The sequence below is a fragment of the Dokdonella sp. GW821-FHT11D02 genome (genome assembly GCF_058808595.1).
Genome location: NZ_CM179520.1, coordinates 3939396 through 3953467 on the forward strand (window position 1 = coordinate 3939396; position 14072 = coordinate 3953467).

Sequence of the window (14072 nt, forward strand, 5' to 3'; positions counted from 1 at the left end):
TCTTTCATTTCGCGAAGGTCTCGCATCTTCGGGCCTACCCGGACTTCTCGCCCGTTGCCGCCAATACTCGCTTGGCTTTCTCGTAGAACAGGTCGTCGACCGTGGATTTCTGTGCGCCGTTCACGACGGATTGGAGCAAAGGCGTGGCAGCGGCAGCGTCTCCCTGCTTGCGCAAGAGGAGTGCGTGCAGCACGTCCAGCCTGAATTTCCAATCGCCTTTGGCGTCGCTTTCTTGGAGTGCCTTCTCGTCGAGCGTCTTCAGCAAACCACTCGCCGGCTCCAGTTCGCCGAGCTCGACCTGCGTGGCGGCAAGCCAGAACCCAACCAGTTGAGCGCTCGGATTGTCAGCTCCCAGTTGCGCTACCAGTTTCGGATAGGCCGCCGCCAATCGAAGCTTGGCGCCGCGCGCATCGCCGCTCTCGAACAAAATTTGGCCCACGTTTGCGAGCGCCATATTGGTGTAGTTCGCATCATCGCCGAGTTTTGTGTGCATTCCGTCGTAGGCGCGCTTGGCGTAGTCGAGCGCGGCCGGCCAGTTCTTGCGCGCGCGCGCAAGATCGGAGAGGTGACTGAGCAGGACCAGGTTTCGCATGTGACTCTCGCCGAACAGCCGAGCGATCGTCTGCTGCGCGTCGAGCGCATATTTTTCGGCAGCGTCGAGATTGCCTTCGAAATCGAAGGCCTCGGCCAACGTCTCCTTGACCAACGCGATCATGAACTCACTGGCGTCGCTGCGTATCGAGATCTCTTCGAGCAGGCGCTGCGCCTGCTCTCTCCCTTCGCGCGCCTGGCCGGTATTCGACAGTGCCGAGACCATCTCGATGCGCATCGTGTCGCGCATCGGGACATTGTCCGGGTCGACCTTCTCCGCCAACGGAATGGCGATGCGGAATTGCTCCAATCCCTTGGCGAATTCCGTGCGGCTCATGTAGTAGATCGACCAGGCCGAAGACTTCAGGTACGTCGCATAAGGATCGTCGGAACCGGCGGTCAGGCGTTCGGCCGTTTGCAGCTCTTCGAGCGCTTCGTCGAACTTGGAAGCCTTCGCCAGATAGCGCGCCAGGCGCGTACGCGAAGTCAGCGCGTCCCGACTGGCGGGTCCTTCTTCGTGCTCGTACAGAGCGAGTGCGCGCCGTTCCTCTTCCTCAGCGTCGCGTATCCGGGAGATCGTATTGAACAGCTTGCCGAGGCTGGTCCGTATCGACGCCTCGGTCAGCGGCTGCCCGGTGAAGCGCTTGCCGACGCGGTCGCGCGCGCCGAGCAGCACGTCCTTCAACGAGGCGTCCTGTCCTTTCGCCGCCACCAGAGGATTGGCGCGACCGATCAGGTCTTCGTTGAGGAAACGGTTGATCGCGTTCGAGCGCTCCAACTCGTGTTGCGCGTCGTTACGCGCGTCCTGCGCCGCGTCGCGCGCGCTCAGCGCTTCCCGATACAGCACCAGCACGACGGCGATGCCGGCGAGCAGCGCCGCCGCCAGCGCGATCAGATACGGCCGCCGCGTGCGGCTTTTCGCCAGCTGCTCGCGCGCGATGCGCGCCTGCGCCTCGTCCTCGCGCAGGCGCTGCGCCTGCGTACGACGCTCGTCGCGGCTGCGCAGCCGCATCGCCAGTTCGCTCGCGCTCGACAACCGCCGCGCCGGATTGCCGTCGGTCGCCAGGCGGATGTCTTCGCGCAGCAGTTCGTCGCCGACGTCCTGCTCCCAGCCCGACGCCATCGGCCGGCCCAGGTCACCGGCCAGCAGCTGATACAACAGGATGCCCAACGCATACACGTCGCTCTGCACCGTCGGCGTATGACCGGCGAACACTTCCGGCGCCACGTACAGCGGCGTGCCGGTGGAGGAATCGGTGCTGACGCTTTGCGTCGCGGTCAGCCCGAACTGCGTAATGCCGAGTTCTTCCAGCCGTTCGGGGTCGAGCAGGCGGCCGCTGCCGAAGTCGGTCAGGCGGATGCGCCAGTCGTCGCCTTCTGAGGCGATCAGCACGTTCGCGGGCTTCAGATCCTTGTGCAGCACGCCGACGCCGTGCGCCGCCGCCACCGCATCGCAAATCTGCAGGAACAAGCTCAGCCGTTGCTCGGCCGTCGTTGCGGCCAGTCCTTCGCGCGCCCACTCGTACAGGTTGTCGCCGCCGTATTCGCACTCCAAAAAGAACGGCGGGTTCTCGAAGTTCCAGTCGATCAGCTCGACGAAGTGCGTGCGGTCCTCCAGACTTTCCTGCAGCACGCGCGACAAGGTCGCCTCGCGCTTGAGCGCGCGCAGCCGTTCGCTGTCCAAGCCGAGCTTGTACACGCGCCGCTCGTGCGTCTTGGCGTGTTCGGCCAACCACACCTCGCTGCCGTGGCCGCCGCCGAGCTGGCGTTGCAACACGAAGTTCTCGCGACCAGGGACCGGCTGGCCCGGCAGCAGTTCCAGGCGACTGATCAGCTTGCGCCCGACCGCGACACGCTCGATCTCCCCGTTCAAACGGTAGCCGACGCGCGCTTGAGTCAGCAGCATCTCCGAATTCGCCTCGCCGAGCGCGCGGCGCAGCTTGACCACCGCATTCGGCAGCACCTTGTCCACCGTCACGCGGCCGGCCCACACCTCGCGGAACAATTCTTCCTTGGTCACCACTTCGCCAGCGTGGCGCAGCAGATAGGCCAGCACTTCCAGCGCCCGTCGCTCGACGTCGACGCGTAGACCGGCCACGCGCAGCTCGAACCAAGCCTCGTCGAACTCGGCGCTGCCGAAACGATAGCGGTAGCAAGTCTGCGCAGGTGTGCCCGAATCGCTACTCATGGTCTCCCTCGTCACCTCGCGGTCAGGCCAATGTCAGGCCGGTGAAACTCCCTCTCACGTCCGCTCATGATACGACGGTTAGCGCCCACGCCTGGTGCCTGCGGCCGTTACCGCCCCGTTACCACGCCGTTATCGATCCGTGCCGACAAGTCGCAGCGCGACTTCTACACTGACGTGCCGAAGATTCCGAGTCGCCAAAACCGCCCGCTCGCACGTCCCGGCACGGTTGCGCCACTGCAATCGGCCTGCTGTGGCCGCCATCGTGCGATTAAAGAAAACGAATAAAACGAAAAGTTGCATCGCTAAGTACGAAACTTTACGTTGAAGGCCCGGAGGGCTCAAATCAGCGTGCACCGGCCATGGGCGACGGTGCACGAGTCGGCACTCCGCGAAGCGGCTCGGGTCAGGAATCCTCGAACGGACTCCAGCGGCCTGCCCACGGCGGGACGACCGGGCCGGCTTCGCGCTCCGTCGCGCCTAGTGCCGGCTCAGTCCGACTGTGATCGCCTTGGCGAACCCATGAGATCCGTCCCGGATCTGCCCGGCTTTCCGAACGCCTTCGGGACGGTCGCGGCGATCGACCCGAGCGCTCCGGCGAAACCGTCACCTGCCCCATCAAAGCGAAGCCCGAAGGTCCATTTACCGATGATTTCCAAGGACGTGCGCCAACCCGCCGAGCAGGCAGCGAGCCCCATCCAAGCACTGCGGCCACGGCGTAAAAGCGTGCAAAGGCGTAGCCGAACCGGCGATCGGGGCCGGCCCGGGCGATATGCTGTTCGCATGAGCCGCATCCTGCTCGCCGACGACGACCACGAACTCGCCCAGCTCTTGCGCGATTTTCTCGTGCGCGAAGGCTTCGACGTCCTGCTCGCCCATACCGCCGACGCCGCGGTGGCCGCCGCGCGCGCCGAGCCGTTCGATGCGCTCGTGCTCGACGTGATGATGCCCGGACGCACCGGCCTCGACGCCTTGCGTGAACTGCGTCGCGAATCGGCGGTGCCGGTGCTGATGCTGACCGCGCTCGGCGAAGACATCGACCGCATCCTCGGCCTCGAACTCGGTGCCGACGACTACATCCCCAAACCCTGCAACCCGCGCGAGCTGGCGGCACGCCTGCGCGCCGTGCTGCGCCGCGCACGCGGCGAAGGCGGCGAAGCCCTGACCGATCTGCGCAACGGCCCGATCTGGCTGCGCGCCGCCTCGCGCAGCGTCAGTGTCGACGGCCAGCCGATCACGCTGACCGCGACCGAATTCGACCTGCTCGCGCTGCTGATGCGCGAAGCCGGGCGCGCGGTCAGCAAAGAACGTATCTCGCAGAGCGTGCTCGGGCGTCCGCTCGGACCGTTCGACCGCTCGATCGACGTGCACGTGTCCAACCTGCGCCGCAAGCTCGGCGACGGACCCGACGGCGGTTCCCCCATCACCACCATTCCGCGCAACGGCTATCTGCTGCGCCGGCTCGGAGAAGCCGAATGAGCGCACCGGCCGCGCGTTCACGCGTGCGGGGATCGCCGCCGTGATGCGGCGCCTGTTCTGGCGCCTGCTCGCGGCGATCTGGCTCGCCACCGTGGTCGTGCTGCTCGCATTCGCCTGGATCACTACCAGCCGGCTCGAGAGCGAGAAAATTCCAGGGTTGGATGTGACCCGGCTGCAGGCGAAGATGGACGACCTGCTCAGTCGCACCGCGCGCGAGCTGCGCCACGACGGCGAGGCCGACGCGCGCGCCTGGCTGCGCAATGCGCCCGACTTCAGCTGGATCAGCGTCTACGTGTTTTCCGCCGACGGCCGCGAGCTGCTCGAGCGCCAAGCGTCGACGCGAGTGCACGATGCCGCCGCCGCGATCCTCGCCCAAAGCAGCGCAGCCGAGCCACCGCGCGGCAGCGTACAAAGCGACGGCGAGCGCCTGCGCGCGCGCGCGATCCGCATGCGCGACGGCGGCGTCTACGCGATGGTCGCCGTGCTCGAAGGCAATTTCCTGACGCGCATGCTGCTGCGCCGCCCCGGCGTGTTCTGGACCAATCTCGGCGTCGCGATGATCGTCAGCGCTCTGTTCGCGGCCTTGCTCGCCTGGTACGTGACCGCGCCACTGGCGCGCATCCGGGTCAGCACGCGGCGCTTCGCCGAGGGCGACCTCGGCGCCCGCGTCGGTCCGCTCGGCTTCGGCGGCAGCGCCGAAGTGACGGCACTGGCGACCGAATTCGACGCCATGGCCGAGCGCATCAAGGCGCTGGTCGACAGCCACCGCCTGCTGGTGCGCGACGTCTCGCACGAGCTGCGCTCGCCGCTGGCGCGCCTGCGCGTCGCCTTGGAACTCGCGCGCGGCGGCGACACCGCGCAGATCCATGCCGCATTCGATCGCATCGAGCACGAATCCGACCGCCTCGAAGCGATGCTTGCGCAGGCGCTCGAACTGTCACGCCTGGAAACCGCCACCACCGCGCCGCGCGACCACATCGCGCTCGACGAACTGCTCGGCGATGTGATCACCAACGCCGACTACGAAGGCGCACCGCGCGGACGCAAGGTGGTGCTGATCGAATGCGAGCGGCTGCCGCTGATCGGTTCGCACGCCGCTTTGTACAGCGCATTCGAGAACGTGATCCGCAACGCGCTCGCCTATACCGCCGACGGCAGCACGGTCGGCGTGCGGCTGCATCGCGACGGCGAAGGCAATGCGCTGATCCGCGTGCGCGACCACGGCCCCGGTGTGGCGGAAGCCGAGCTCGGCCGCATCTTCGAGCCGTTCTATCGCACCGATGCCGCGCGCACGCGCTCGAGCGGCGGCACCGGCCTCGGCCTTGCGATCGCGCGGCGCGCGATCGAGCGCCACGGTGGCCACATCCTCGCGCGCAATGCCGAGGGCGGCGGGCTCGAAGTGCTGATCGAGTTGCCGTTGCCACGCGAGGCGGGTTCCACGCGCGCAGCCGCCGCGGTGAAAGGCGTAGCGGCACGCCCGCTGCTCGAAGCCAAGCACCACTCCTGACCCATAGAGCGCGCCGGCGCAGCGGATAGCGAGCGCAACGACTCAACCTGCGGCGGCGGTGGCGACGATCGATCGTAGTGCCCAGCGCGCACGCGGCCAGCCGCAGATGGCAGAATGCCGCGCACGCTCGAGCCGCATGAACGCCACCGTCCCCTCCCGCAAAGCGACACCCCATCACGCCCGCGAGCTGACCGAGACGCTGGCGTGGCTGCGCTTGTGCGCGGTCGCCGGGCAGGCGCTGACGGTGCTGGTGGTCGCCTTCGCCTTGCGCGTACCGGTGCCGTTGCTGCCGCTGGCGCTCGGCATCGGCGCGCTCGCCGCGTTCGACATCTTCGCGTTCTGGCGTCTGCGCCAGCCGTGGCCGGTCAGCGCGGCGGAAGCGTTCGGCCACATCGCGGTCGACATCGGCGTGCTCGCGTTCCTGCTGTACTGCTCGGGCGGGGCCACCAATCCGTTCGTCTCGCTCTTGGTCATGCCGATCGCGCTGGCCGCGGCCGCGTTGCCGCGCAAGCACGTCGTCGCGGTGGCCCTGCTCGCCGCCACCGCGTATCTGGCGCTGATCGTGTGGCACCTGCCGCTGCCGCCGCTGCACGACGCGGCCGGCAACTTCAATCTGCACGTGGCCGGCACCGCGATCAGCTTCGGCGTCACCGCGGCGGTGCTCGCGTTCTTCATCTCGCGCCTGGCCAGCGCATTGCGCGAGCGCGAAGCGGAGGTGCAGCGCGAGCGCGAGCGCGCGCTGCGCGACGAGGGCATCCTCGCCATCGCAACTCAAGCCGCCGGCACCGCGCACGAACTCAACACGCCGCTGTCGACGATTCGCACCCTGTTGGCCGAACTGCGCCGCGAACACCAAGACGGCCAGCTCGGTGGCGATCTCGATCTCTTGATCGGCCAGGCCGCACGCTGCCGCGACATCCTGCAAGAACTGGTCGCGGTCGGCCGGCGTCAGCTCTCCGGCACACCGCGACACATGCCGCTGGCGGAGTTCGTGCGCGACTGCGAATCGCATTTCCACCTGCTGCGGCCGGAAATCGAGCTGGTCACCTCGATCGGCGAAGGCGCCGAAGTGCGCGTGATCGAAGCCGCGCCGAACCTGCGCCACGCCGTCATCAATCTGCTCAGCAATGCCGCCGATGCCTCGCTCGCGGCGGGTTCGGAGAAGATCGAGCTCGGCGTGGTCGCCGGGCGTCGCGTCGCCGAACTGTTCGTGCGCGACCACGGCCGCGGCAGCTACATCGCGCCGGGGACCGGCACCGCGTTCCAGAGCAGCAAGCGCGACGGCCTCGGCCTCGGTCTGGCCTTGGCGCATGCCACCGCCGAACAGCTCGGCGGCGACCTCACCGCGGAGGCGCTCGCCGACGGCGGCTGGCTGCAGCGATTGCGCGTGCCGCTGCTCGCATCCGACAATCGCCCCCTATGACGACCGAACCGAACCGCAGCGTGATCGTGATCGACGACGACGTCGTGTTCAGCGCCGTGCTCGCACGCGCCTTGAACGCGCGCGGCTTCGCCGCCAGCACCGCCGCCGACCGCAGCGGCGCCTTGGCCCTGGTACGCCAGGCGGCGCCCGACTTCGCTGTGCTCGATCTCAAGCTCGGCGCCGAGAACGGGCTCGCATTGATCCCCGAGCTGCTCGCCGCGCAGCCGAATCTGCGCATCCTGCTGCTGACCGGCTACGCCTCGATCGCGACCGCGGTCGAGGCGATCAAACGCGGCGCGCACGACTACCTGGCCAAGCCGGTCGACGCCGACCAAGTCGTGCAGGCCCTGCTCGGCGACGCCGGTGAGGAAGCCGACGCGCACGCACCGCTGCCGGCTCACGCACCGCCACTGCGCCGGCTCGAGTGGGAGCACATCCAACGCGTTCTGACCGAATGCGGCGGCAACATCTCCGAGACCGCGCGGCGTCTCGGCCTGCATCGGCGCACCTTGCAGCGCAAGCTGTCCAAGCGCCCGGTGCGCGAAAACCCTTCCGGCTGAATCGTCGGCGCGCGGCCGCGATCAGCGCGGTTGGAGACCGAGGAATTCCGCGTAGCGCCCTACCGCCTCGTCGAACGCCTTGCGCACCGCCGCCTTCGGCGGCTCGAACCAGTCGGCGACCACCTCCACCCCGGACTTCGACAGCGTTCGTTTCCAGATCCCGGCGATACGACCGTCGACCAGCAGCGCCGGCTTGAAGATGCCGTTGCCGGCGCGGCTCGCTTGTGCCGCTTCGAGGAACGCGCCGCGCTCGCGATAAGCGACGGTGTATTCGTCCCATGCCGGCAGCAGATGCACGCGCGCGCCGCCGTCCGCTGCGACGGCTTCCGCGCCGTACCAATACTCGACGCCGTCGATCCGCTCGAGCACGAGTTGCGCTCGCACGCTTTCGTGCGCGGCCGCGGCATCGGCGGCGGCCAGGCCGGACCACCAAACGAAGTCCTGCACGCTGGCCGGACCGCGAGTCTCGAAATAGCGCCGCGCCAGTTCGGCGAGCGCTGCTTCGCGCGACCAGGGACGCGTCGGCGTCAGCCAATCGTCGAGCAGCACGAAGGTTTGCTGCTTGCCTGCACGCGGGCCGAAGCACAGCGTACCTTCGTGCGCCAGCCACCAAACCAGATGCAGACCGCGCGAGGCGTCCGTCGTGATGTCCGCCGCATCGAACGCGGCGTACAAGGCGTCGCGTGCGAGCGCGCGACCGCCGCCGAGCACGCGTTGGCACACGCTGCGCGCGCGCTCGACCACGCGCTCGTCGATGTCGAAATCTTGCAGCAGACGACGCCGATGCCGTTGCAGCACGTTCGGCACGACGAATTGCAGCAGCCATCGCAGATCGTCGGCCGCGACGAAATGCAAGGTGCCGCGCAAGGGCCAGCTGCGCACGATGCGGCGCTCGGCCAGCGCACGCTCGACGGCGGCTTCGTCGACGCCGCGCACGCGCTGGCCGACGCCCCACAGTGCACCGAGATAATCCTGCGCTTGCACCGCGAGCTGCGCCGACACCGCATCCTCTACGCTGGCGAAGTTTCCGCCGATGAGGCGATGACGGTGCAGGCGCTCGCGCAGGAGATCGAAGCGGCGCGACGTCATGCCGGCGGATCGCGCAGCGGCGGTACGCGCACCATCGTCGCGAGCAGGCGTTCGAGCATCGTCCCAGCGTCGACGCAGCGGCCGCTGTGCACCGGCGAGGTCTGGATCATCGTGCTGCGCGGCGCGGTCAGCCAGTGGAAACGCTCGCGCCGCGGCAACTGGCCGATCGGGCCGGCCTCGGCGCCGCCGGCGCAGATCGCCGCGAACGCGGCCAGATGGCGGCGTACCGCGTCGAGATCGAGATCCGGCGCAAGCGCGAGCAGGCGCATCTCGTCGAATTCGATGCGCGCCTCGAGAAAATCGGCGGATTTCGACGACAGCACCACGCCTGCGTTGACGAACTCGCCGCGCTCCACGCGCGGCACCACCCGAATCAGCGCGTAATCATAGGCCGCGTGCACGGATCGCCTCCTCGACGAATTCGCGCGGCGCTTCGAGACGCCGGCACAGATACTGCGCGTAGGCGGCACGATGCGCCGCGGCGTCGGCGAACGGCGCGTCGCCGAGCAGCCAAGCGTCCGGAATCTGCGCGACGATGCGCTCGATCGTTTCCGCGTTCAGCGCGGCGCCGCAGCGCGCATCCGCTTCGCGCAACGCGCTCGCGTACGGCAGCAGCACGTGATCCTTGATACGCGCGAACGGCGCGCGCGCACGGTCCAGATACCCGCTCCAATCGTGATGGAAGTACAGCGCGGCGCCGTGGTCGATCAACCACAGCCGGCGATGCCAGACCAAGAGATTCGTGTTGCGCGCGGTGCGGTCGACATTGCTGATGAAGGCGTCGAACCAGACCACCGTCGAAGCCAACTCCGCATCGACCGTCTCGGCAACCGGATCGAACGTGACCGAGCCTGGCAGGTAGTCGAGTGCAAGATTGAGCCCGGCGCTGGCGCGAATCAAATGCTGGATCTCCGGATCCGGCTCGGTGCGCGCGAGATCCGCATCGAGTTCGACCAACACGATCTCCGGCACGCGCAGGCCAAGCGCACGCGCGATCTCGCCGCCGACCAGTTCGGCGATCAGCGCTTTCGCACCCTGCCCGGCGCCGTGGAATTTCAGCACGTACAAACCCTCGTCGTCGGCTTCGACAATCGCGGGTAGCGAGCCGCCTTCGCGCAGCGGGGTGACGTAGCGGGTGGCGTGGATGGTTCGCAAGTTCATGGGTCTCGTAACTGAGCGGACAGATCGCGTGCCGCATGCAGGATGCGCAGGATCAGAATCTGCTCTTCGGTTGCACGAAAGAAGATCACGTAACGGCCGTGCAAGCTGGCGCGTATCCCCGCACCGAGCTCGGCACGTGCTGGAAATGCGAGCGGCGTCTCACCGATCCTGGCGACGTGCCGGCGCAATTCGTCGATGAAACTCGAGGCTCGAGGCGGGTTGTCGGCAGCGATGTAGTCGGCGATTTCTTCGAGATCGCGCTCGGCCAAGCGTGACAGGAAGGTGCGCATTCGCTTCAGGATTTCTTGGTTTCGTACTTGGCCTTGAGGCGATCGAATAGGTCGTCTGCTTCGCGGCCGACGCCGCTGTCGATGCCCGCCTTGAGCGCAGCGCGCAGTGCCTTCAGCCGCAGCGCGCTTTCCTGCTCGGCGTGCTCGAGCAGGCGAAGGCCGGCGCGCACGACTTCGCTGGCGTTGTTGTAGCGCCCTTCCGCGAGCTGGCGTTTGACGAAGTCTTCGAAATGCTCGCCGAGCGCGACGCTGGTCGGCATCGTCCTCTCCACTAACTGTTAGTCAAACGCATTCTGCGCGGCAATGCGCGATTGTCAACGCCGCCCGCGTCACTCCGCCAGCAGCGCGACGTGCGTCTTGCCGTCCTTGTCGACCCAGCCGCGGTACATGCCGTCGGTGTTGAACGGCGTGGCGAAGTTGCCGTCGGCATCGAGCGCGATCACGCCGCCGTCACCGCCGAGCTTGGGGATGACCTCCATCACGACCTGCCGCGCCGCTTCGGCGACCGGCGTCTTGGCGTACTCGACCCGCGCGCAGATGTCGCGCGCCGCGGTGGCGCGGATGTAGTACTCGCCCCAGCCGGTCGCCGACACCGCGCAGCGCGCGTCGGCATAGGTGCCGGCGCCGATGATCGGCGAGTCGCCGACGCGGCCCCAGCGCTTGTTGGTCATGCCGCCGGTCGAGGTGCCGGCGGCGAGGCGGCCTTGCATGTCGAGCGCGACCGCACCGACGGTGCCGTGATGCGGCGTCTTGCCCGGTTCGGCCGCTTTCTCGCGCTCCTCGCGCAGCGCCTTCTGCAGCGCCTGCCAGCGTTCTTCGGTGTAGAAGTACTTCGGATCGACCAGCTCGATGCCGGCGGTCTTGGCGAACACCTCGGCACCGTCACCGACCAGGAACACGTGCTCGGATTTTTCCATCACCGCGCGCGCCAGCAGGATCGGATTCTTGACCCGGTGCACGGCCGCGATCGCGCCGGCGCGCAAGGTCGCGCCGTCCATGATCGAGGCGTCGAGTTCGTTCTTGCCGTCGTGAGTGAACACGGCGCCCTTGCCGGCGTTGAAGCGCGGCGAATCCTCCAGCACGACGATCGCCTTGCCGACCGCGTCGACGCTGCTGCCGCCGGACTTCAATACTTGATAACCGGCCGCGAGCGCGCGCTCCAGATCGGCACGCACGAGCTTTTCCTTCTCCGGCGTGAGCTCGGATTTGACGACGCCGGCGCCGCCGTGAATGACGAGTACGGGCACAGCGGCCTCCGTGGGCAGGGCGAACAACAGGGAACAGACGACGACCAGACGACGCAGCACGCGCGTACTCCCGTTCGGAACGAAAACGAAGGAGCAAGTATAGGGCGCGCGCCGCCTAGGTGGCTTCCTGCATCAGCGAGGGGAAATCGACGCGAATGGTGGTGCCGACTCCGAGCTTGCTCGAGATGCTGATCTCCCAACCAAAGCGGTCGGCCAGGCGCTTGACGATGGACAAGCCGATGCCGTGCCCCTCACCCTTACTGCGCACGCTGCCGCGGTAGAACGACTCGAACAGGTGCGCCAGGTCCTCTTCGCTCATACCAACACCCGTGTCCTGCACGATCACGCAGGCGTCGTCGATGGTGATGGTGACCGAGCCGCGTTCGGTGTACATGCAGGCGTTGCGGATCAGGTTTCCGATCAAGACACCGAACGCACGCGGCGAGGTGTGCAAGGTGTAGACCGCGCGCTCTTCCACGCTCAAATGCACCGACTTGTCGTCGACCAGCGGTTTGGCGCGCTCGACTTCTTCGCGCACCGCTTCGTTGACGGTGAAGTCCTCTTCCGGCAGGCCGACGCCGTCTTCGCGCGCGAGGATCAGGAACGAGTCGATCAAGGCCTCCATGTCGCGCGCGGCGCGGCGGATGCGTCCGGCGGTGCGGCGCGCGAAGCCGGGCAGTTCGTCCTCGTCGAGCAGCACGTCGGCACCGACCTTGATCACGGTCAGCGGCGTGCGCAGTTCATGGCTGGCGTCGCGCGTGAAGTTGCGTTCGCGGTGGACGAACTCTTCCAGCCGCACCGCGAATCCGTGCAGCGCGTGAGCGAGGCTGCTGACGTCCTCGTCGACGTCGACCGTCACCGGCAGGTTCTCCGGCAACAGCGCGTCGATGTCCGGCGCCTTCGGGTCCCAGCCGCGCACGGTGTCGGCCAAGACGACGATCGGCGCCAGCGCGCGACGCGAGGCGCGATAGGACAGCCAGGCGGTGATGTAGACGGTGGTGAGCAGCAGCGCGAACAGGCCGAAACCGGTCCAGAACACGTAGGAATGCAGGCGCTGCTGTTCGGACACGACGTAGACGCGTCCGTTCGGCAGGTCGGCGATCGCCAGCGCCGGACGATTCGCGGCGGGCGCGTGGTAGCCGGGCGGGAGTCCGGCGATCTCGCGGGGCAGCACCGGCGTGTCGGCGGCGGATTTCCTGAAATAGCTGCGCACGAACGAGTTCTGCGGCGGCGGCGTGGCCGGATCGAGTGCCCGCTGCTCGACGAACTGGCTCGCTTCGCGTGAAACGATTTCACGCAGGATCAGGTTCTCGATCAGGCTCGCGGCGACGTACACGCCGAGCAAGCCGGCCAGGCTGATCGCAGCCATCTGCTGGATGAAGACCGCCCAGATCTTGCGGCGGATGCCAAGCGGGCGGTACATGCGATATCCCCGCGGCGTGCCGCGTCAGCCCCTGCCGACGGCAAGCCGCCATGATTCGTACCGCGCGCCGGCTGGCGCCCCACCCCTCAAGCGCTGCGCCGGTCCGGCGCCGACTCGACGCCGAGATCGGCCAAGCGGTAGCCGGAGCTGTGGATCGTGTGCAGCAGTTGGGTCGCGAACGGACGGTCGATGATTTTGCGCAGATTGTACAAGTGGCTGCGCAGGGTATCGGAATCGGGCAGCAGGTCGCCCCAGACTTCGCGTTCGATGTCGCGCCGGCTGACCACGCGCGGCGACTCGCGCATCAGGATCATCAAGAGCTTCACGCCGATCGGTGCGATCTGCAGCTCCTTGCCGCCCCGCGTCACGCGCAGGGTGGCGGTGTCGAGCACCAGATCGCCCACGCTGAGCACCTCGTCGCTGACTTGGCGGCGGTTGCGCCGGATCAGCGAGCGCAGGCGCGCCTCGAGTTCGCGGATCTCGAACGGTTTGACCAGGTAGTCGTCGGCGCCGGCGTCGAGGCCGACCAATTTGTCTTCGACGGTGTCGCGTGCGGTCAACATCAACACCGGGGTCGCGCGCTTCTCGTCGTGGCGCAAGCGGCGGCACAAGGTGATGCCGTCGAGCCCGGGCAGCATCAGGTCGAGCACGATGACGTCGTAGCTGTTGGTCGATGCGAGGCGCAGGCCGCTGATGCCGTCGGCGGCGTAATCGACGGAGTAACCGCGCCGCTCCAGAAATTCCCCGACCGTTTCCGAAATACCGCGGCTGTCTTCGACGAGCAGGATCGCACCGGTATGACTGTCGCGCTTGTCCACGAGATCTCCCCCTATGCACGTGATCTTCACGTTCGTGAAAATTACGGACCGTACGGCGTGATCGAGGCGTGAAAAAGTTAGCCCGAATCGGTTTTGTTTTGCAAATGCGGCGCTGGTTCGCGTCGTAGTCCGCGATCGAGGCGGCCGGCGGACTCGATGCTCAGGGAAAGACGCGGCTTCGATCGGCCGCGTCGCAGGCATCAGGGGTGGTTCGCCTGAGCGATCGTCCATGATCGCCGCAACCGGGCAGCTCGAAGCCGCGGAAATGAAGCGGCTTCGGCTGGTCTACCCGCGACCAT

General features: G+C 67.4%; 13 protein-coding genes. 4 read left to right on the forward strand and 9 right to left on the reverse strand.

Annotation, left to right across the window (positions count from 1 at the left end):
* Positions 1-34: 34 nt before the first annotated feature.
* Positions 35-2779: a protein kinase domain-containing protein gene (locus AC3QL3_RS16855; RefSeq protein ID WP_492895242.1), complete on the reverse strand. Its 2745-nt coding sequence runs from the start codon at positions 2777-2779 to the stop codon at positions 35-37.
* 780 nt (positions 2780-3559) lie between these two features.
* Here AC3QL3_RS16855 and AC3QL3_RS16860 point away from each other — a divergent pair.
* The 4 genes from AC3QL3_RS16860 (at position 3560) to AC3QL3_RS16875 (ending at position 7745) form a co-directional block, all read left to right on the forward strand.
* Complete coding sequence (locus tag AC3QL3_RS16860; RefSeq protein ID WP_492895243.1) at positions 3560-4255, forward strand: response regulator; 696 nt, start codon at positions 3560-3562, stop codon at positions 4253-4255.
* A 43-nt stretch (positions 4256-4298) separates the two neighbouring features.
* Positions 4299-5762, forward strand: coding sequence for an ATP-binding protein (locus tag AC3QL3_RS16865; protein WP_492895244.1), 1464 nt, complete (start codon positions 4299-4301; stop codon positions 5760-5762).
* A 136-nt stretch (positions 5763-5898) separates the two neighbouring features.
* The gene (locus tag AC3QL3_RS16870) at positions 5899-7185 is read left to right on the forward strand and encodes an ATP-binding protein (RefSeq protein WP_492895245.1); all 1287 of its coding nucleotides are present in this window, start codon (positions 5899-5901) and stop codon (positions 7183-7185) included.
* Positions 7182-7745, forward strand: coding sequence for a response regulator transcription factor (locus AC3QL3_RS16875; RefSeq protein ID WP_492895246.1), 564 nt, complete (start codon positions 7182-7184; stop codon positions 7743-7745). The genes AC3QL3_RS16870 and AC3QL3_RS16875 overlap by 4 nt, the downstream gene beginning before the upstream one ends.
* 21 nt (positions 7746-7766) lie before the next feature.
* Here AC3QL3_RS16875 and AC3QL3_RS16880 read toward each other — a convergent pair whose 3' ends face one another.
* The 8 genes from AC3QL3_RS16880 to AC3QL3_RS16915 form a co-directional block, all read right to left on the reverse strand.
* Complete coding sequence (locus AC3QL3_RS16880) at positions 7767-8834, reverse strand: winged helix DNA-binding domain-containing protein (RefSeq protein WP_492895247.1); 1068 nt, start codon at positions 8832-8834, stop codon at positions 7767-7769.
* Positions 8831-9235 carry a DUF3037 domain-containing protein gene (locus AC3QL3_RS16885; RefSeq protein WP_492895248.1) on the reverse strand — a complete coding sequence of 135 codons (405 nt, stop codon included), beginning with the start codon at positions 9233-9235 and terminating at the stop codon, positions 8831-8833. Before AC3QL3_RS16885 ends, AC3QL3_RS16880 begins: the two co-directional genes overlap by 4 nt.
* Complete coding sequence (locus AC3QL3_RS16890; protein WP_492898965.1) at positions 9219-9989, reverse strand: HipA family kinase; 771 nt, start codon at positions 9987-9989, stop codon at positions 9219-9221. Before AC3QL3_RS16890 ends, AC3QL3_RS16885 begins: the two co-directional genes overlap by 17 nt.
* 2 nt (positions 9990-9991) lie before the next feature.
* A complete protein-coding gene (locus tag AC3QL3_RS16895) occupies positions 9992-10285 on the reverse strand; it encodes a type II toxin-antitoxin system RelE/ParE family toxin (RefSeq protein WP_492895249.1) in 294 nt (97 codons plus the stop codon).
* 5 nt (positions 10286-10290) lie between these two features.
* Complete coding sequence (locus AC3QL3_RS16900) at positions 10291-10545, reverse strand: type II toxin-antitoxin system ParD family antitoxin (protein WP_492895250.1); 255 nt, start codon at positions 10543-10545, stop codon at positions 10291-10293.
* A gap of 69 nt (positions 10546-10614) precedes the next feature.
* On the reverse strand, positions 10615-11592 hold the full coding sequence (locus AC3QL3_RS16905) for an isoaspartyl peptidase/L-asparaginase family protein (protein ID WP_492895251.1): 978 nt from the start codon (positions 11590-11592) through the stop codon (positions 10615-10617).
* Between the two features lie 55 nt (positions 11593-11647).
* Positions 11648-12955 (reverse strand): sensor histidine kinase, encoded by a 1308-nt coding sequence (locus AC3QL3_RS16910; RefSeq protein WP_492895252.1) that lies wholly within the window; start codon positions 12953-12955, stop codon positions 11648-11650.
* A gap of 86 nt (positions 12956-13041) precedes the next feature.
* Positions 13042-13773, reverse strand: coding sequence for a response regulator transcription factor (locus AC3QL3_RS16915; RefSeq protein ID WP_492895253.1), 732 nt, complete (start codon positions 13771-13773; stop codon positions 13042-13044).
* Between the last annotated feature and the right edge of the window lie 299 nt (positions 13774-14072).

Coding starts and splice junctions, on each gene's coding strand:
- AC3QL3_RS16870 (WP_492895245.1), top strand. CDS start 5,899: ATGAACGCCACCGTCCCCTCCCGCAAAGCGACACCCCATCACGCCCGC.
- AC3QL3_RS16900 (WP_492895250.1), bottom strand. CDS start 10,545: ATGCCGACCAGCGTCGCGCTCGGCGAGCATTTCGAAGACTTCGTCAAA.
- AC3QL3_RS16875 (WP_492895246.1), top strand. CDS start 7,182: ATGACGACCGAACCGAACCGCAGCGTGATCGTGATCGACGACGACGTC.
- AC3QL3_RS16895 (WP_492895249.1), bottom strand. CDS start 10,285: ATGCGCACCTTCCTGTCACGCTTGGCCGAGCGCGATCTCGAAGAAATC.
- AC3QL3_RS16910 (WP_492895252.1), bottom strand. CDS start 12,955: ATGTACCGCCCGCTTGGCATCCGCCGCAAGATCTGGGCGGTCTTCATC.
- AC3QL3_RS16880 (WP_492895247.1), bottom strand. CDS start 8,834: ATGACGTCGCGCCGCTTCGATCTCCTGCGCGAGCGCCTGCACCGTCAT.
- AC3QL3_RS16865 (WP_492895244.1), top strand. CDS start 4,299: ATGCGGCGCCTGTTCTGGCGCCTGCTCGCGGCGATCTGGCTCGCCACC.
- AC3QL3_RS16855 (WP_492895242.1), bottom strand. CDS start 2,779: ATGAGTAGCGATTCGGGCACACCTGCGCAGACTTGCTACCGCTATCGT.
- AC3QL3_RS16860 (WP_492895243.1), top strand. CDS start 3,560: ATGAGCCGCATCCTGCTCGCCGACGACGACCACGAACTCGCCCAGCTC.